The 17,355-nt window shown below is 47.8% G+C and carries 20 protein-coding genes; 17 read left to right on the forward strand and 3 right to left on the reverse strand.

All coding sequences use genetic code 11. From position 1 onward, the window contains the following. The first annotated feature begins 18 nt into the window (after nucleotides 1-18). Nucleotides 19-1,356, forward strand: coding sequence for an aminomethyl-transferring glycine dehydrogenase subunit GcvPA (gene gcvPA / locus AC5LIL_RS05980; protein ID WP_214784009.1), 1,338 nt, complete (start codon nucleotides 19-21; stop codon nucleotides 1,354-1,356). Beyond that, the gene (gene gcvPB / locus AC5LIL_RS05985) at nucleotides 1,356-2,831 is read left to right on the forward strand and encodes an aminomethyl-transferring glycine dehydrogenase subunit GcvPB (protein WP_499825206.1); all 1,476 of its coding nucleotides are present in this window, start codon (nucleotides 1,356-1,358) and stop codon (nucleotides 2,829-2,831) included. The genes gcvPA and gcvPB overlap by 1 nt, the downstream gene beginning before the upstream one ends. A gap of 34 nt (nucleotides 2,832-2,865) precedes the next feature. Here gcvPB and AC5LIL_RS05990 read toward each other — a convergent pair whose 3' ends face one another. After that, nucleotides 2,866-3,246: a rhodanese-like domain-containing protein gene (locus AC5LIL_RS05990; RefSeq protein WP_214787500.1), complete on the reverse strand. Its 381-nt coding sequence runs from the start codon at nucleotides 3,244-3,246 to the stop codon at nucleotides 2,866-2,868. Between the two features lie 163 nt (nucleotides 3,247-3,409). On the opposite strand from AC5LIL_RS05990, the gene mntR reads away from it, so the two are divergent. Both mntR and hpt read left to right on the forward strand, forming a co-directional pair. After that, complete coding sequence (gene mntR, locus AC5LIL_RS05995) at nucleotides 3,410-3,838, forward strand: transcriptional regulator MntR (protein ID WP_499825207.1); 429 nt, start codon at nucleotides 3,410-3,412, stop codon at nucleotides 3,836-3,838. Between the two features lie 176 nt (nucleotides 3,839-4,014). Then, nucleotides 4,015-4,542, forward strand: a complete 528-nt coding sequence (gene hpt / locus AC5LIL_RS06000; protein ID WP_074033308.1) for a hypoxanthine phosphoribosyltransferase — start codon at nucleotides 4,015-4,017, stop codon at nucleotides 4,540-4,542. A 24-nt stretch (nucleotides 4,543-4,566) separates the two neighbouring features. Here hpt and AC5LIL_RS06005 read toward each other — a convergent pair whose 3' ends face one another. Beyond that, nucleotides 4,567-4,977, reverse strand: a complete 411-nt coding sequence (locus AC5LIL_RS06005) for an SA1362 family protein (RefSeq protein WP_499825208.1) — start codon at nucleotides 4,975-4,977, stop codon at nucleotides 4,567-4,569. A gap of 14 nt (nucleotides 4,978-4,991) precedes the next feature. Further along, complete coding sequence (locus tag AC5LIL_RS06010) at nucleotides 4,992-5,933, reverse strand: DUF1385 domain-containing protein (protein ID WP_499825209.1); 942 nt, start codon at nucleotides 5,931-5,933, stop codon at nucleotides 4,992-4,994. A gap of 141 nt (nucleotides 5,934-6,074) precedes the next feature. On the opposite strand from AC5LIL_RS06010, the gene aroQ reads away from it, so the two are divergent. The 13 genes from aroQ (at nucleotide 6,075) to ahrC (ending at nucleotide 17,344) form a co-directional block, all read left to right on the forward strand. Next, nucleotides 6,075-6,512 (forward strand): type II 3-dehydroquinate dehydratase, encoded by a 438-nt coding sequence (gene aroQ / locus AC5LIL_RS06015; RefSeq protein ID WP_499825210.1) that lies wholly within the window; start codon nucleotides 6,075-6,077, stop codon nucleotides 6,510-6,512. Beyond that, nucleotides 6,508-7,575 carry a M24 family metallopeptidase gene (locus AC5LIL_RS06020; RefSeq protein ID WP_499825351.1) on the forward strand — a complete coding sequence of 356 codons (1,068 nt, stop codon included), beginning with the start codon at nucleotides 6,508-6,510 and terminating at the stop codon, nucleotides 7,573-7,575. Before aroQ ends, AC5LIL_RS06020 begins: the two co-directional genes overlap by 5 nt. A 29-nt stretch (nucleotides 7,576-7,604) precedes the next feature. Next, nucleotides 7,605-8,171 carry an elongation factor P gene (gene efp, locus AC5LIL_RS06025; protein ID WP_214692975.1) on the forward strand — a complete coding sequence of 189 codons (567 nt, stop codon included), beginning with the start codon at nucleotides 7,605-7,607 and terminating at the stop codon, nucleotides 8,169-8,171. A gap of 117 nt (nucleotides 8,172-8,288) precedes the next feature. Beyond that, nucleotides 8,289-8,738 carry an acetyl-CoA carboxylase biotin carboxyl carrier protein gene (gene accB, locus AC5LIL_RS06030; protein ID WP_214782403.1) on the forward strand — a complete coding sequence of 150 codons (450 nt, stop codon included), beginning with the start codon at nucleotides 8,289-8,291 and terminating at the stop codon, nucleotides 8,736-8,738. 7 nt (nucleotides 8,739-8,745) lie between these two features. Next, the gene (gene accC, locus AC5LIL_RS06035) at nucleotides 8,746-10,089 is read left to right on the forward strand and encodes an acetyl-CoA carboxylase biotin carboxylase subunit (protein WP_214748033.1); all 1,344 of its coding nucleotides are present in this window, start codon (nucleotides 8,746-8,748) and stop codon (nucleotides 10,087-10,089) included. Nucleotides 10,090-10,201: 112 nt separating this feature from the next. Further along, nucleotides 10,202-10,588 (forward strand): transcription antitermination factor NusB, encoded by a 387-nt coding sequence (gene nusB / locus AC5LIL_RS06040; protein ID WP_214692966.1) that lies wholly within the window; start codon nucleotides 10,202-10,204, stop codon nucleotides 10,586-10,588. Between the two features lie 63 nt (nucleotides 10,589-10,651). Further along, entirely contained in the window at nucleotides 10,652-11,488 is an 837-nt protein-coding gene (gene folD / locus AC5LIL_RS06045) for a bifunctional methylenetetrahydrofolate dehydrogenase/methenyltetrahydrofolate cyclohydrolase FolD (RefSeq protein ID WP_214782406.1), read from the forward strand. Next, nucleotides 11,481-12,827 (forward strand): exodeoxyribonuclease VII large subunit, encoded by a 1,347-nt coding sequence (gene xseA / locus AC5LIL_RS06050; protein ID WP_499825211.1) that lies wholly within the window; start codon nucleotides 11,481-11,483, stop codon nucleotides 12,825-12,827. The genes folD and xseA overlap by 8 nt, the downstream gene beginning before the upstream one ends. Then, on the forward strand, nucleotides 12,802-13,026 hold the full coding sequence (gene xseB / locus AC5LIL_RS06055) for an exodeoxyribonuclease VII small subunit (protein ID WP_074033298.1): 225 nt from the start codon (nucleotides 12,802-12,804) through the stop codon (nucleotides 13,024-13,026). The genes xseA and xseB overlap by 26 nt, the downstream gene beginning before the upstream one ends. After that, nucleotides 13,023-13,901, forward strand: coding sequence for a polyprenyl synthetase family protein (locus tag AC5LIL_RS06060; protein ID WP_214782412.1), 879 nt, complete (start codon nucleotides 13,023-13,025; stop codon nucleotides 13,899-13,901). The genes xseB and AC5LIL_RS06060 overlap by 4 nt, the downstream gene beginning before the upstream one ends. Nucleotides 13,902-14,024: 123 nt before the next feature. Further along, the gene (dxs, locus tag AC5LIL_RS06065) at nucleotides 14,025-15,917 is read left to right on the forward strand and encodes a 1-deoxy-D-xylulose-5-phosphate synthase (RefSeq protein WP_339962851.1); all 1,893 of its coding nucleotides are present in this window, start codon (nucleotides 14,025-14,027) and stop codon (nucleotides 15,915-15,917) included. Nucleotides 15,918-15,923: 6 nt separating this feature from the next. Further along, entirely contained in the window at nucleotides 15,924-16,739 is an 816-nt protein-coding gene (locus AC5LIL_RS06070) for a TlyA family RNA methyltransferase (protein ID WP_499825212.1), read from the forward strand. 155 nt (nucleotides 16,740-16,894) lie between these two features. Continuing rightward, nucleotides 16,895-17,344 carry a transcriptional regulator AhrC/ArgR gene (gene ahrC, locus AC5LIL_RS06075; RefSeq protein ID WP_214748051.1) on the forward strand — a complete coding sequence of 150 codons (450 nt, stop codon included), beginning with the start codon at nucleotides 16,895-16,897 and terminating at the stop codon, nucleotides 17,342-17,344. Nucleotides 17,345-17,355: the final 11 nt, after the last annotated feature.

The following is a 17,355-nucleotide window of genomic DNA, read 5'->3' on the forward strand; positions in this document are numbered from 1 at the left end:
GGATTCAGAATGAATAGAATGGAATTTCGTTATTTACCGATGACCGAACAAGATGAGCGAGACATGCTTCAAACGATTGGAGTGGATTCCATCGAATCGTTGCTCGCGGATATTCCAGAGTCGCTTCGCGAAAAAGCGTCGCTTGCAGCAATCGGGTCACCACTTCCGGAAGTGGATCTCGTTCGTCATATGACGAAACTAGCGGATAAGAACAAACATACAAAGTCATATCCAAGTTTCCTCGGAGCCGGGATGTATGATCATCTTTCACCGACCGTGATGAACCATATGCTTTTACGTTCTGAATTTTATACGGCGTATACGCCATATCAACCTGAAATCTCACAAGGTGAGCTTCAGGCGATGTTCGAGTTCCAGACGATGATTTGTGAGTTGACCGGGATGGATGTCGCAAACTCGTCGATGTATGACGGAATTACGGCTCTTGCTGAAGCGACTTACCTAGCGAGTGCGCAGACGAAAAAAAAACGCGTTGTCGTTTCTGGAGCGGTACATCCTGAAGCGAAAGATGTCATTCGCACATATGCGGATGGTCCAGGACTTTCTGTCGAATATACAAACGTCACAAATGGGGTGACGGATGTAACTGACCTCGATTTAACAGATGCTTCATGTCTAGTCGTACAATATCCGAACTTCTACGGTCGTATTGAAGATTTGGAGCAATTGGCGAAACAAGCGCATGATGCAGGTGCACTGTTCGTCGTATCAAGTAACCCGCTTGCATTAGGCATTTTGGAATCACCAGGTGCGCTTGGAGCGGACATTACGGTCGGGGATGCTCAACCGTTCGGGATTCCACAAAGCTTTGGTGGTCCGTCTTGTGGTTATTTTGCAGTGAAGAAGTCGTTGATGCGTAAACTACCTGGTCGACTCGTAGGACAAACGGTAGATGAGGATGGAAAACGTGGATTCGTCTTGACGTTACAGGCGCGTGAACAACACATTCGTCGTGACAAGGCAACCTCAAACATCTGTTCGAACCAGGCGCTCAACGCATTGGCTGCCTCAATCACGATGTCCGCTTTAGGGAAATATGGCATTCGAGACATGGCTGTCCGGAATATCCAAACAGCTCATTACATGAAAGAAGCATTGAAAGCAGCAGGATTTACAATGGTTGACGAGGGACCAATGTTTAATGAATTCGTTGTTGATTTCGGACGCGATGCAGAAGAAGTATCTCGTCACTTGCTTGAACATGGAATGATTGGTGGACTTCCGCTCGGAACGTATGAAGAAGAGCGCCAGTCACAGATGCTAGTCTGTGCGACAGAGTTACGTACAAAAGAAGAGATTGATCAGTTTGTCGAAGTGGTCGGGGGGATGAAATGATGCAACACGAACAAACGCTAATTTTTGAAGTATCACGTGAAGGACGAACAGGATATAACTTACCGACGCCAACCGTTCCGGAAGTTGACCTCGAGTCATTATTGCCGGCGACGATGATTCGAAAAGAAGTGGCTGAACTTCCTGAAGTATCTGAGCTCGATGTCGTTCGTCATTACACGGCGCTCTCTACACGAAACCATGGAGTAGATTCAGGATTTTATCCACTTGGTTCTTGTACGATGAAATATAATCCGAAAGTGAACGAAGATATGGCACGCCTTCCTGGATTCGCGCACATTCATCCATTGCAGCCCGTTGAGACGATTCAAGGTGCGCTTGAACTAATGGTCGACTTACAAGAGCAACTTGCGGAAATCACAGGGATGGATGAAGTGACGTTGCAACCAGCAGCAGGGGCGCATGGCGAATGGACAGGGCTTATGTTGATCAAAGCGTTCCACGAACGCAATGGGGATACGGCTCGTACGAAAGTACTCGTTCCAGACTCGGCGCACGGGACGAACCCGGCTTCTGCCGTCGTTGCTGGATTTGAAACGGTGACGGTCAAGTCGGATGAGCGTGGTCTTGTGGATTTGGATGATTTGAAATCAAAAGTTGGTGCAGACACGGCTGCCCTCATGCTGACGAACCCGAATACGCTCGGATTGTTTGAAGCGGACATCCTCGAAATTTCAAAAGTCGTTCATGAGGCTGGTGGGAAGCTTTACTATGACGGTGCGAACTCGAACGCGATTCTCGGAATCGCACGTCCGGGAGACATGGGCTTTGACGTCGTTCACTTGAACTTGCACAAGACATTCACGGGTCCTCACGGCGGTGGTGGTCCGGGTTCTGGTCCAGTAGGGGTAAAACGTGATCTGATTCCGTTCTTACCAACGCCGATCATCACAAAGACAGATAAAGGGTTCGGCTTAGACTATGATCGTCCACACTCGATTGGTCGAATCAAGCCGTTCTATGGAAACTTCGGGATCAATGTTCGCGCGTATAGCTACATTAAAACGATGGGAGCAGAAGGATTGACGCGTGTATCGCGTGAAGCCGTGCTCAACGCGAACTATATGTTTGCTCGATTGAAAGATGCCTTCGACGTACCATACGATACGTATTGCAAGCATGAATTCGTCTTGTCAGGGAAGCGACAAAAGGCACTCGGTGTCCGTACGCTTGATATCGCGAAACGATTGCTCGACTTCGGGTATCACCCACCAACAATCTATTTCCCGTTAAATGTGGAAGAGTGTATTATGGTGGAACCGACTGAAACGGAATCAAAAGAGACGCTTGATGCGTTCTGCGATGCGATGCTTCAGATTGCAAAAGAAGCAGAAGAAAACCCGGAAATCGTGCAGACGGCCCCGCATACGACGGTCGTTAAACGTATGGATGAGACGCTCGCTGCTCGGAAACCTGTTTTAAAATATGAACGTCGTGAGGCGTCATCGGTGAAATAAAAGGAGCGGGTCGATTCAATCGACCCGCCCATTTTTATGCTTTTTTAATTTTGCCTTTCCAGTTCTTGAAGCCGCCATCAAGCATGTAGATATTATTGTAACCGTTCTTCATGAGTAGTTTGGCCGCTTGGTTAGAACGTGAGCTTCCTTGGCAATAGATTAAGATCGGCTGGTCTTTACGTAATTCTTTCATACGCATCTTGAGTTGACCGACCGGGATGTTTCGAGCACCGACGATGTGACCACCTTTATATTCATTCGGTTCACGGACGTCAATCAATTGTCCTTTTCGGAGTGAAGCGCGGAATTCTTCTTGTTTCATTTTTTTCAACCCGCGAGCTGGCATGAAGCGCCATACGATGTAGGCGATCAAGGCAACCCATAGGAGGATGACGAGGATTGTTTCGATTCCCATAGATGTTCTTCCCTTCTCTTTCAAAGTTACCATATCTCATTATAATGAATTTAAGGTCACGAGACAATGATTGACTGAATGAATCGGGGCTTTCCCTTTCGATTTCAGCTTCGTTAGGATAAAATATAAAGTGGAAACCGGAACATTAGGGGAGGTCGTGCCCATGCCGACACCGAGTATGGAAGATTATTTAGAACGGATTTATTTACTCATGTCAGAAAAAGGATATGCACGTGTTTCTGACATTGCCGAACATTTAGGAGTTCATCCCTCCTCTGTCACCAAAATGGTTCAAAAGTTGGACCGTGAAGAATATCTGGTGTACGAAAAATACCGTGGCCTCATGCTTACGAAAAAAGGCCAAAAAGTTGGGAAACGACTCGTCGAGCGCCATGCGATGCTCGAGTCTTTTTTACGTCTGATTGGAGTCGACGAAGCGGATGTATACGAGGATGTGGAAGGAATCGAACATCACCTCAGTTCAAATACGCTCGATTGCATGACGCAGTTTGTGGAATTTTTTGAAGACAAACCTGAACTAATGGATCAATTTAGAGAATTTCGTGAGCAAGAGCGAGCAACAGAAGAATAATGTATCGAAAAAACGTCAATTTCTTGCGGTTGACGTTTTTTTGTAGGGTGAACAGGACTTAAATACGAACGAAAACATCTAATTTATCTGACAATGTATATTTTTAAGTCGAAAATATGATAAGATGAATCGTGGATTCACTAAATAGGGGGTGACGGCGAACATTCGCCGAGCTGATGGACATTCAAATTAAAGGAAAACTGTTTGATGAGCAGCAAATTCGAAATCGGGTACAAGAATTAGCAGAAGAAATTGAGAAAGACGCAAATGGAACGCCGATTGTCATTGTTGCGGTCTTAAAAGGGTCGATGGTGTTTGCTGCTGACTTGATGCGTTATATGAAAGGGAGTGTACAACTCGACACAGTCGCGACGTCTTCTTATGGGAAAAAGACCGTTTCGAGTGGGAGTGTACAACTACGTAAAGACCTCGACTTGGATGTGGAAGGAAAGTATGTCGTCATCATCGAGGACATCATCGATACAGGGCAGACGTTGAAGTTCTTGTGCAAGCATATGGAACTGCATCAACCGAAACAGCTGAAAATCTGTACCCTTCTCGATAAACCGGCTCGACGTCTCGTGCAATTAGATGCAGACTATGTCGGCTTTGAGATTCCGGATGAGTTTGTCATCGGGTATGGCATCGACTATGCCGAGCAGTATCGCAACTTACCATACATCGGATATGTAGAGACAACGTAAAAAGGAGCGCCGCGGCGCTCCTTTTTACATGTTGGCTTTCTTTTTCTTCTTCCCTTTTTTTCCTTCAATCACGGTGAGGTGCGGGGGATTGCTTCGATGTCCGTTCGATCGTTTGGACAACTTCGTGACGTTCGATCCCGGTTTCTTGTGCTTTTTATTTTTTACTGATGCGGAAGGTTTGACTTGAGGTCCACGGCTTCCTTGCATCCGTTTCTTAGAGGCTTGAGCGGTTTTACGATAGCGCATATCCTCTGGGGACATACGTCGTCCGATGAAAACGCGATAGATCACATAAAAGACTAACCCGAATATCCCGATGAACAACAATTGTCTAAATAATCGACCGGGATCGGTGGCGAGCATATGCCCGACCCCGATGAAGCCTAAGATAAACACGATTGTTGCAGCGGTCGAACCAATTCTTTGTCTGATCATGGTGCTTCCTCCTCTTATCCCTCTCTATGAATGACCGATTCTCCTAACTCTTTGCGTTCCCATGTCTCGAATGCTTCGATTGCGACTTGAATCTGTTCATCGCTCGGCTCTCGAGTCGTCAATAGTTGGAGTGACAGACCCGGTTTTCCAAGGAATGAAAGGAAACGATGTTCACGGAAACGATTGGTGAATTGTAGGACTTCAAATGAGATTCCGATGACGACAGGTAAGAGCGCGATTCGGCTGACGAGTCGTAGCCAAAGTGGATCGATTGGGACGATCATATACACGCCAATCCCGACGAAAACGGTGAACAAAATGAAGCTCGACCCACAACGGTAATGAAGACGTGAGCTCTTTCGAACTTGTTCGACCGTAATCGGACGTCCGGACTCATAACAGTTGATGACCTTGTGTTCAGCCCCATGATACTGGAAGACGCGTTTAATGAGTGGCGTCAACGATATCAGATAGAGGTAACTGAGCAACAATACTAATTTTATTCCCCCTTCAAGAAGGTTTTGAACCACGTGTCCGGAAAATAACGGCACGTCTTGAAACATCGAGGCGAGAAGAGCTGGAGTCACGTTAAAAATCAACTTCCCAAAGACATAGGAAATCACACCGATGATGGCAATGAAAGCAATCATCCACATGCTCTGCTTCTGTTCCTCGTTCGTATTGACATCTTCACTCGGGTCGACGTCATAACGATCGCTTGCAAAATTCATATGCGCTGATCCGTTCTTCAAGGATTCATATAGTGCGACAATCCCTCTCATAAACGGTACCTTTTTCAACGATTGGACCCACGGGACGAGGATGCGCGCTTGCTCGAACGTTTCGATGGAACCGTCTTTTCGCCGAATGGCGGATGCGCTCTCGGAGCGGCCTTGGAACATGACCCCTTCCACGAGTGCCTGTCCTCCGACAGGAATGTTTGGTTTAGAATTCATTCACTTTCCTCGATTCTTACAGAGTTGTACTTGAATTATACCGCGATTTATAAAAAAAACGAAAGGGCGGAAGGCTCGATTCACGTTCTTTCGATAAATTTGTTACAATAGATAAGACTTGACGAACGAGGGGGAAGAAGATTGCGGATTTTAGTGTTGAATGGTCCGAATTTAAATTTATTGGGTCGCCGTGAACCGGACGTGTATGGGGACGTGTCGTTAAAAGGTTTAGCCGCCGAATTGATGCTCGCTGCACCGGATGATGTCGAACTCACTTTCGTTCAATCCAATCACGAAGGAGCGTTGATCGATGCGCTACATGATGCCTACGACTATGACGGTGTCATTTTAAATGCGGGTGCATATACGCATACATCGATCGCGATTCGCGATGCCATAGCCGCAATCGCTGCCCCGGTCGTTGAAGTACATATCTCGAACGTGCATGCCAGAGAAACGTTTCGCCACGAGTCAAAACTCGCAGGCGTATGTCTAGGTGTCATTACCGGCTTCGGGCTGACGAGTTACACGTTGGCACTGCATGCACTAATCGAACATTGGAGGAATCGACATGATTGAACGCGTAAACAAACTGCAAGCACAGTTAGAGGCAAACGAGATTGACGCATTGCTCGTCACAAAACGGGAGAACATTCGTTACTTATCAGGCTTCACCGGATCGAGCGGTGTGATCGTCATCACGGCGAAATCTGCAAGCTTTATCACAGACTTCCGTTACACGGAACAGGCGAACGATCAAGTAAAAGGGTATGACATCATTGAACTTGATACGTCACTCATCAAATCGGTAGCAGATGTCGTAGCACGTGAGTCAATCACACGTCTTGGAATCGAGCAGGACGCGATGACAGTCGGGCAATATCGCGCTTATGAAAAAGAAGTGGATGCAAATCTGATTGAGACGTCTGGAATCGTTGAAAAACTGCGCTTGATTAAGGATGAATCAGAGATTAAGATTATGAAGGAAGCTGCGGCAATCGCTGATGCAGCGTATGCACATATCCAGACATTCATTCGTCCGGGTCGTACCGAAAAAGAAGTCGCGAACGAACTCGAAATGTTCATGCGCTCAAAAGGTGCTGATTCATCATCATTCGATATGATCGTCGCCTCTGGTCTACGCTCGGCACTTCCACACGGCGTTGCGAGCGATAAAGTCATCGAATCTGGCGAACTTGTCACACTTGATTTTGGTGCTTACTACAAAGGGTACTGCTCAGATATTACGCGTACACTTGCGGTCGGACCGATTTCGGACGAGTTGCGTCAAATCTATGACACAGTGCTTCGTGCCCAACTCGCTGGTGTCGAAGGTACACGTGCTGGCATCACGGGAATTGAAGCTGATGCATTGACACGAGACATTATCAAAAAAGCAGGATATGGTGAATACTTCGGTCACTCGACAGGTCATGGTCTTGGCATGGAAGTGCACGAGGCACCAGGATTATCATTCCGCTCGGAAACAGTACTCGAGCCAGGGATGGTCGTCACGATTGAACCGGGTATTTACATCAACGGTGTCGGCGGTTGCCGAATTGAGGACGATGTCGTCGTTACGGAAGACGGATGTTACCGTCTGACGCAGTCGCCAAAAGAGTTAATTACGATTGAGGCTTGAGTCTCGTCTGAATTTAGGAGGAAATCAACATGGTATCAGTTAACGATTTAAAAACAGGATTGACAGTCAAAACATCTGACGGTTCGATTTGGCAAGTCATCGAATTCCAACACGTAAAACCAGGTAAAGGTGCAGCATTCGTTCGTACAAAAATGCGTAACTTGCGCAACGGAGCGATCCAAGAAACAACGTTCCGCGGTGGAGAAAAAATCGAACGTGCGCACATCGAGCGTAAGCGTATGCAATATCTCTATCCAATGGGCGACACGTATGTCTTCATGGACAATGAATCATACGAGCAACTTGAGTTGACGAGCGAACAAGTGAAAGCAGCGCTTCCTTACTTGCTTGAAAACATGGAAGTCAGTATCGCGGACTACAATGGTGAGATTCTTGGAATCGAGCTTCCGACGAGCGTAGTGTTGACAATCATCGAAGCAGACCCAGGCGTCAAAGGGGACACAGCATCGAACGTGAAGAAAAACGCGACAGTTGAAACAGGTCATGTGATTCAAGTACCACTTTTCATCGAGCCAGGTGAAAAAGTGACAGTTGATACACGTACTGGAGAGTTCATGGGTCGTTACAACGGTTAATCTGAAAGAGTGTTCATTCGAATGAATGGGCACTCTTTTTTTCTCGTTGCATTCATTGGTCTGACCAGTTATAGTGAAGAGGAGATTAGTACCAGGTATAAACAGGGGGTAAGAAAGATGCAAATCGATCAAATCAAAGAGCTCATTCAACTATTGGACCAGTCAACGGTTCATGAAATGGAGCTTGAAACATCTGATTTCAAACTGTCATTAAAGAAAGAAGCGCAAGCGGTCATGAGCGCGCCTGTGATGCAGACACAAGCAATCGCGCCACCTGCGCCTGCTCCTCAAGCAGAAGAACATCAAGAACAATCGACGCCAGAACAAGCGTCTTATCGTACAATCACCTCTCCAATGGTCGGAACGTTTTATTCCCGTCCAGCTCCGGATAAAGAAGCCTTCGTCAACGTAGGTGATCGAGTGGAGTCAGGACAAATCGTCTGTATTCTAGAGGCGATGAAACTGTTTAACGATGTCGAAGCGGAAATCAGTGGCGAAATCGTAGAAGTGCTCGTCGCAGATGGCGATCTCGTCGAATTCGGTCAACCGCTCTTCAGCGTGAAGTGAGGTCGTTATGAAATTATTAATCGCTAACCGTGGAGAAATCGCGGTTCGAATCATACGTGCTGCAAAAGAATTGAATATTCCGACGGTCGCTGTTTTTTCAGAAGCAGACCGTGAAGCGTTACATGTTCATTTGGCCGACGAAGCATACTGTATTGGACCAAATCCGTCCAAAGACTCGTATTTGAACATTCCAAACATCTTGTCGGTCGCATGTGCCGTGGACGCGACGATGGTGCACCCTGGATATGGATTTTTAGCTGAAAACGCTGAATTTGCCGAGATGTGTGAGGCGTGTGGCATTCAATTTGTCGGGCCGAGTAGCTATGCCATCCGCAAGATGGGAATCAAGGATGAGGCCAAACGAACGATGATTGAGTCAGGTGTGCCGGTCGTCCCGGGTTCTAGCGGTGTCGTCACGGATGAAGAGGCCGTAGAACTTGCGCGCGAGATGGGCTATCCAGTCATCATCAAGGCGACGGCAGGTGGTGGGGGACGCGGTATTCGGGTCGCCCGAAACGAAGACGAACTCATCCAAGGGTTGGTCGCGACACGCAAAGAGGCGAAGCAGGCGTTCGGTAACGGAGACGTGTATCTCGAGAAATTTATCGAGTCGTTCCGTCACGTAGAAGTGCAAGTTCTCGCTGACCAATTCGGGAATGTGATTCATTTAGGCGAGCGTGATTGCACGATTCAACGACGGATGCAGAAGCTCGTTGAAGAAGCGCCATCACCTGCGATTGACGAAGCAACACGTCAAATGATGGGAGATGCGGCAGTCAAAGCGGCGAAAGCGATTCAATATTCTGGAGCGGGAACAATCGAGTTCATCTATGTTCCAGAATCCAATGAGTTCTATTTCATGGAAATGAATACGCGGATTCAAGTCGAGCACCCGGTCACGGAGATGATCACCGGATTCGATCTCGTGCAAGCACAATTAGAAGTGGCACTCGGGCATCCGCTCGCCATCTCTCAAGAAGACATCACGTTCTCTGGGCATTCGATTGAATGCCGGATCAACGCAGAAGACCCGTTCATGGACTTCCGTCCGATGGCGGGGAAAATCGATCAATACATCGTCCCAGGTGGTATGGGCGTTCGGGTGGACAGCGGTCTATATGCAGGAGCGATGATTCCTCCGTTCTACGACTCGATGGTCGCCAAATTGATCGTACATGCGCCGACGCGCGACGAGGCGATTTTAAAGATGTTACGCGCTTTAGACGAGTTTACGGTTTCGGGAATCAAAACGACGATTCCGTTCCATCAACAAGTGATGGCACATGAACAGTTCCGAATCGGTACATTCGACACGAAATTTGTCGAAAAAGAAATGTCATTGGCGAAATAACAACAACCAGGAAGCCCGAACATTATTTCGGCTTCCTGGTTTTTTGTACTGAATTTATGAGTGCTTTATGCTAAACTATCACAATGAAAGCATGTAAAAGGAGAGTAACTGAATGAAACGTCATGAAGCACGAGAGAAAGCGATTCAAACGCTTTTTCAAATCGAAGTATCTAAATTAGAGGTGGACGAAGCCATCGAATTCGCATTGGACGGGCAAGAGTCTGATCCGTTTTACGAACAACTCGTCACAGGAACGCTAGAGCATCAAGAGGATATCGACGCTTTGCTCGTCGAAAACTTGAAAAACTGGCGCTTGGATCGTCTAGGCAATGTCGAACGTACGATTTTACGTATGGCGACGTTTGAATTGCTATACGTTGAAACGATTCCAGAGAACGTCACCATCAACGAGGCGGTCGAACTCGCGAAATCGTTCGGAGACGAAGAAGCCGGTAAGCTCGTAAATGGCGTACTCGGCAACATTATTAAAGAAGACTAAAAAATAGAGATAAGACACCAGACCAACTACAGAAAAACCTAAAGACAACGGGGGATGAGAGAGATGGCAGTAGTGATCGACGGGAAACAAGTGGCAGCATCATATCGAGAAACGTTAAAAGAGCGTGTGACAGCACTTCGTGCACGCAACATCGTACCGAAATTGAAAGTAGTATTGATTGGGGATGACCCAGCAAGTCATAGCTATGTACGCGGGAAAGAACGGGCAGCACAAGAAATCGGAATCGATTCGCAAGTGCTCCGTTTTGATGAGACGATTAGCGAGAAAGAATTGCTCGACTTGATTGACTTGATGAATGAGGATGAGGAAGTACACGGGATTCTCGTGCAACTTCCACTACCAAAACACATTGACGAATCACGAGTCATCATGCGCATCTCTCCTGAGAAGGATGTAGACGGCTTCCATCCTGAGAACGTCGGAAAGATGATGCTCGGTCTTGATACGTTGCTTCCATGTACACCACACGGCATTTTGCATCTCGCAAAGACACAAACTGAGATTGCTGGGAAACACGTCGTGGTCGTCGGTCGCAGTCAAATCGTCGGAAAACCAGTCGGCATGTTGTTCTTGAATGAATCTGCTACGGTCACGTACTGTCACTCGAAAACGAAAGACCTTGGAGAAATGACAAGACAGGCTGACATCTTAATTGTCGCAGTTGGGCGTGCAGGTCTCGTTACTGCAGACATGGTCAAACCTGGTGCGCTCGTCATCGACGTCGGCGTCAACCGTGTCGAAGGTCGTCTTGTTGGCGATGTCGACTATGAGGCCGTCAAAGAGAAGGCGAGTGCGATTACGCCGGTTCCTGGCGGTGTCGGTCCGATGACGATCACGATGCTCATGCACAACACGGTCGAGGTAGCGTCACGTGGCTAACCCACTTCCGGTCTCCGAAGTTGTTCGATATGTGAAGCGACAACTCGATGATGATGTCTTGCTTCGACAAGTCGCGGTCATCGGTGAGATCTCGAATTTTAAACGCTATTCATCTGGTCATTGTTATTTCACCTTGAAAGATGATGCGTCCCGCATGAAAGCCGTCATGTTTTCTCGAGATGCGAAACAGCTTCAATTCGAACCGAAAGATGGAATGAAGGTCATCGCCGTCTCAAGAGTGACTATGTATGAAGCGACCGGTGACGTTCAATTGTACGTCGAACTGATGCGTCAAGACGGAATCGGTTTATTATACGAACAGTATGAGGCGAGAAAACGTGAACTTGAGGAGAAGGGTTGGTTTGAGGTAGACCGAAAACAACTCCTTCCGACGTTTCCTGAGCGGATCGGAATTGTCACATCTCCGAAAGGGGCAGCGTTACATGATATCGCGACCACACTTCGGCGTCGTGCGCCCCACGTTGCCATCACATTCGCCCCTGTGGCCGTACAGGGCGAAATGGCTGCCCCGCAAGTGGCATCTGCCATTCGTTGGATGAATGAACGGACCGACTGTGATGTACTCATCGTCGGCCGTGGTGGCGGCTCGATTGAGGAATTGTGGGCGTTTAATGAGGATGTCGTGGTCGAAGCCATCTATGCGTCGACCATCCCGATCATCTCTGCTGTCGGTCACGAGACAGATTATACGCTCGCTGATTTTGTCGCAGATGTTCGGGCCGCAACTCCGACAGCGGCGGCCGAACTCGCCACAGCGATGATTGACGCACAGCGGAAAGATGTAGAGCGTCTAGACAACCATCTGCATAAAGCCGTTAGGATTCAACTCGATGATTCTCGGAACCGTGTAGACCGGATGATTAACAGTTATGGCTTGAAATCACCACGTTATACGATTTCTCAAAAACGAGAACGTTTTGCACAATCGGAGATTCGCCTTGAGCAAGGGATGAAGCGACATCTTTCCGAAGCGACTCATCAACTCCGTCAGTTGTCACAACAGCTTGATGTGAAACGGTTCTCAAAAACCTTGTTGCAACAAGGAGAACAGGTCAATCAAATGGTCGATCGACTTCATCGGACGAAACCATTAGAACAATCGAAACGACAATTTACACAACAGGTAGGAAGATTGCATGCGGTCAGTCCGCTCGCCGTCCTATCACGGGGCTACACGTTCATTGAACAAGATGGAGCATATGTGCAAAATGTGAAAGAATTACGCGATGGAGACATCTCGATTCGTTTTCGGGACGGTCACGCTGTCGCTGAGGTGAAGGAGAGGATTGTTGGTGACGAAACAAGAACAGACGTTTGAAGCGGCACTTGAACGACTCGAACAGATTGTCGCGCAACTAGAAACCGGTGACGTACCGTTAGAGGAAGCGATGACTTTATATGAAGAAGGTGTCCGGTTATCTGCTTTGTGCCAGACAAAACTCTCGGCCGCTGAAAAGAAAATGGACGAAATACTCGAGTTAGACGGTACCCTTCGTGAAAAAGGAGGGTCTGCATGAACCGCACGGATGGTTTGAACAAATGGAAGCGAACTGTCGAAGAATCGATGCGTTCGCTCATTGAGGCGAGTGACATGCCGACGCGACTTCGCGATGCGATGGTCTATTCATTAGAAGCGGGCGGAAAGCGAATCCGTCCCGCGCTTGTCTATGCTGTTCTAGAAACGTACGGTGTTCCACTCGAGCGAGGTGGCGAGGTAGCGGCGACGCTCGAGATGGTCCATACATATTCACTCATTCACGATGATTTGCCGGCGATGGATGATGATGATCTTCGCCGGGGTCGACCGACGAATCACCGACAGTTTGATGAAGCGACTGCCATTTTAGCAGGAGATGCGCTTTTGACGGATGCATTTCGCATTCTTGCGCAAATGTCGCTCCCTGCTGAAGAAATCGTCGAAATCATTCGCGTTTTCGGTCTAGCAGCTGGTAGCTCTGGCATGGTCGGCGGTCAGTTGGACGATATGCTCGCTGAGAAACGGAGTGACGTCACGTTACAGGAACTCCAGTCGATTCATGAACGAAAGACGGGTGCACTGCTCGTCTATGCGCTTGAAGCGGGTGGGATCCTTGCCGGTGTGTCGGAGGAAGATCGGACACAATTAAAACAATTCGGTCGACATCTGGGCATCGCATTTCAGATTCAAGACGATATCTTAGATGTCGTCGGGGACGAACAGACAATCGGGAAACGTGTCGGTTCGGATGAAGAGAATGAAAAAACGACGTATCCGAAACTGCTCGGATTAGACGGGGCGAAGCGTGCACTCGATGCAGAAGTAGAGGCAGCGACCTTTGCCATTGAGTCATTGTCGATTCAAGCTCCGCTATTATTAGACTTATTGGCATTTGTGGTGAAACGAAATCATTGATCCCGGTGACACGATGAGCACATCGTGTCACCTTTGTTTTGGGGAATGTGTGGCATCTACCGTCACATTCTTGTAAAATGTAAGGTACGAATCAGTAAAATGTGAGGAGAAAGGATGGTCATTATGGACTTGACATCCATTCAAGACCCGTCATTCCTGAAAAGGATGTCTGTAACCGAACTCGAATCACTCGGCTCAGATATTAGACGATTCTTGATTGAAAAATTGGCAGTGACGGGAGGGCATTTAGCGCCAAACTTAGGAGTTGTGGAGTTGACGCTAGCTCTGCACCGTGTATTTGACAGTCCGAAAGACCAACTTGTATGGGACGTCGGTCATCAGGCGTACGTTCATAAAATTTTGACAGGACGTACGAGCCAGTTTGATACCCTTCGACAATACAACGGGTTGTGTGGGTTCCCTAAACGTTGTGAGAGTGAACATGATGTATGGGAAACTGGCCACAGTTCGACGTCGCTTTCAGCAGCAATGGGGATTGCAATCGCAAATGAATTAAAAGGACGTGCGAATGATCGTGCCATTGCCATCATCGGTGATGGAGCGTTAACTGGAGGAATGGCGCTCGAGGCATTGAACCACATCGGTGCCGAGAAGCAGAATGTTATTGTCATCTTGAACGACAATGAGATGTCTATCGCGCCGAACGTTGGGGCGATGCATAATATGCTCGGTCGAATCCGTGCGTCACGTAAACTGAAGCATGCACGTGAAGAGATGGAATCGATCATCAAGCACATTCCACTCGTCGGCAATTCACTCGAACGAAGTGGGGAGCGAGTAAAAGATTTATTGAAATCTGCACTCATTCCAGGCACATTTTTTGAAGAACTCGGTTTCACTTACTTTGGACCGACTGACGGCCATGATTTGAAAGACTTGCTTGAGACACTCGAATATGCGAAAAAAATCGATGGACCGGTTCTCGTTCACGTCATCACGAAAAAAGGGAAGGGTTACCGTCCCGCTGAGTTAGACGGTGTTGGAACGTGGCACGGTTTAGGACCTTACAAGATTGAGTCAGGCGAAGTGATCAAAGGAAAGCCTAAAGGACCGAGTTATTCGAAAGTCGTCGCAGAGACGATTACGAAAGTGGCAGAGTCGGATGAGCGGGTGACGTTGATCACGCCTGCAATGAGTGTCGGTTCGAAACTCGACTGTTTCACGAAAAAATTCCCGGAACGCATGTTTGACGTCGGGATTGCCGAACAGCATGCGGTAACGCTAGCAGGAGGTCAGGCGACACAAGGTTTGAAACCGGTCGTCTCGATTTACTCAACATTCTTCCAGCGTGCGTACGACCAACTCGTCCATGACATTTGTCGTCAAAACTTGAACGTTGTATTCACGATTGACCGTTCAGGACTTGTCGGGGCAGATGGAGAGACGCACCAAGGTGTATTCGATATCGCCTTCATGCGTCACGTACCGAACATTCGAATTTTGATGGCGAAAGATGAAGAAGAGTTACAACAACTCGTTTACTCCGCGCTTCGTTACGATGATGGACCGATTGCAATCCGCTTCCCTCGTGGCGAAGGGATTGGCGTACCAATGAGTGATACGCTCCAAGAAATCTCACTCGATGATTGGGAAGTCGAGGCGGAAGGAACGGATGTCGCCATTTTGACGTTCGGACCACAAGTTCAAGACGGGTTAGAAGTACGTTCATTATTAGAAGGCAAGCTCAGTGTGCGCGTCATCAATTGTCGCACGATCAAGCCGCTCGATGATGCAATGCTCACTTCTTTATATGCAGAGGGCATTCCGCTCGTGACACTTGAAGAAGCAGCACTCGCAGGTGGTTTTGGAAGCAGTGTGTTAGAACATGCGAATGAAACAGGAGCGTTCCCGCGGATTCAACGCCTCGGGATTCCAGACCGATATATCGAGCACGGCGGCGTCAACCAACTTTTAGAAGAGATTGGTCTCCGACCAGCCCAAATGGCGGAATCGATTGAACGGTTCGTAATGGAGACAAATCGACAGAATGTGTGAGGAATTATGGAAAAAAGAACGAAAACAAGATTAGATGTACTACTCGTCGAACGCGGTCTCGCTGAAACACGAGAGAAGGCGAAACGGGCTGTCATGGCCGGTCTTGTCTACAGCGGGACCGAACGTCTGGATAAAGCAGGCGATAAAGTGTTTGACGATATCCCTCTTGAAGTGAAAGGTCAAGTTCTACCGTACGTCGGACGAGGCGGACTTAAGCTTGAGAAAGCTCTGCAAGTATTCCCGCTCGACGTTCAAGACCGCGTGGGGATTGATATCGGTTCCTCTACGGGAGGATTTACAGATTGTGCGCTTCAAAACGGGGCGACACAAATGTATGCGGTCGATGTCGGGTACAACCAGCTAGCATGGAAGCTTCGGAGCGATGACCGTGTCATCGTTATGGAACGAATGAACTTCCGTCATGCGACAGCCGATCAATTCCCGGTCAAACCTGATTTTGCGACGATCGATGTTTCTTTCATCTCACTTCGTCTCATGGTGCCACCTCTTAAAGCGATTTTAAAGAAAGAAGGGGTCGTCATGGCGCTCGTTAAACCTCAATTCGAAGCCGGTAAAGCCGACGTCGGAAAGAAAGGGATTGTGCGAGACCGTGACGTACATGAGCGTGTGGCGAGTGATATGGTTCGCTATTTTGCATCGGAAGGATTCTTCGTCGAAGGATTGGATTACTCCCCAATCACGGGTGGAGACGGAAATATTGAATTCCTCCTATTCGCCCGTTATACGGGAGTAGGCGGGATCGAACCATCCCTACGAGTCGAAGACGTAGTGGATACGGCACATGCCAAACTAAAGGGATAAGCAATGGCTACAGGCAGATTTGTCTGTAGCTTTTTCTTATCGACGAAGAAGAGATGGGGAATGGTGGAAATACCCACTGGAATGCTAGACCTTTTTTCGACAATACTTTAGAATGATAATGTGTATGTGAAACGAAGAATGAGGTGTCAGCGCTTATGAATAAAGGACAGCGATTGATTAAAATTCGAGACATCGTGACGAATCGTGAAATCGAAACGCAAGATGAATTAGTAGACGAACTTCGTCGCCTAGGATATCCCGTCACACAGGCGACTGTATCTCGGGATATTAAAGAATTACATTTAGTGAAAGTTCCTTTGAATGACGGACGATACAAATACAGCTTGCCTGCGGATCAGCGTTTTAACCCGTACGGAAAAATGAAGCGCATCCTCGGTGACAGCTTCGTCTCGGTCGACTCAGCTCAAAACTTGGTTGTCATGAAAGTACTACCAGGTAACGCGGATGCAATCGGTGTCTTGATTGACCATCTGTCATGGGACGAATTGATTGGAACAGTTTGTGGAGATGACACGATTCTCATGATTGCTCGCGATGAGGAGAAAGCGAAACAAATCATCGATCGACTACTCGGAATGTTATGAGGTGAAAGTAC

The organism is Exiguobacterium sp. RM11 (genome assembly GCF_059821525.1).

Coding starts and splice junctions, on each gene's coding strand:
- hpt (WP_074033308.1), top strand. CDS start 4,015: ATGGACATTCAAATTAAAGGAAAACTGTTTGATGAGCAGCAAATTCGA.
- gcvPB (WP_499825206.1), top strand. CDS start 1,356: ATGCAACACGAACAAACGCTAATTTTTGAAGTATCACGTGAAGGACGA.
- AC5LIL_RS05990 (WP_214787500.1), bottom strand. CDS start 3,246: ATGGGAATCGAAACAATCCTCGTCATCCTCCTATGGGTTGCCTTGATC.
- efp (WP_214692975.1), top strand. CDS start 7,605: ATGGTATCAGTTAACGATTTAAAAACAGGATTGACAGTCAAAACATCT.
- accC (WP_214748033.1), top strand. CDS start 8,746: ATGAAATTATTAATCGCTAACCGTGGAGAAATCGCGGTTCGAATCATA.
- AC5LIL_RS06005 (WP_499825208.1), bottom strand. CDS start 4,977: ATGATCAGACAAAGAATTGGTTCGACCGCTGCAACAATCGTGTTTATC.
- folD (WP_214782406.1), top strand. CDS start 10,652: ATGGCAGTAGTGATCGACGGGAAACAAGTGGCAGCATCATATCGAGAA.
- nusB (WP_214692966.1), top strand. CDS start 10,202: ATGAAACGTCATGAAGCACGAGAGAAAGCGATTCAAACGCTTTTTCAA.
- mntR (WP_499825207.1), top strand. CDS start 3,410: ATGCCGACACCGAGTATGGAAGATTATTTAGAACGGATTTATTTACTC.
- accB (WP_214782403.1), top strand. CDS start 8,289: ATGCAAATCGATCAAATCAAAGAGCTCATTCAACTATTGGACCAGTCA.
- dxs (WP_339962851.1), top strand. CDS start 14,025: ATGGACTTGACATCCATTCAAGACCCGTCATTCCTGAAAAGGATGTCT.
- ahrC (WP_214748051.1), top strand. CDS start 16,895: ATGAATAAAGGACAGCGATTGATTAAAATTCGAGACATCGTGACGAAT.
- AC5LIL_RS06070 (WP_499825212.1), top strand. CDS start 15,924: ATGGAAAAAAGAACGAAAACAAGATTAGATGTACTACTCGTCGAACGC.
- gcvPA (WP_214784009.1), top strand. CDS start 19: ATGGAATTTCGTTATTTACCGATGACCGAACAAGATGAGCGAGACATG.
- AC5LIL_RS06060 (WP_214782412.1), top strand. CDS start 13,023: ATGAACCGCACGGATGGTTTGAACAAATGGAAGCGAACTGTCGAAGAA.
- AC5LIL_RS06010 (WP_499825209.1), bottom strand. CDS start 5,933: ATGAATTCTAAACCAAACATTCCTGTCGGAGGACAGGCACTCGTGGAA.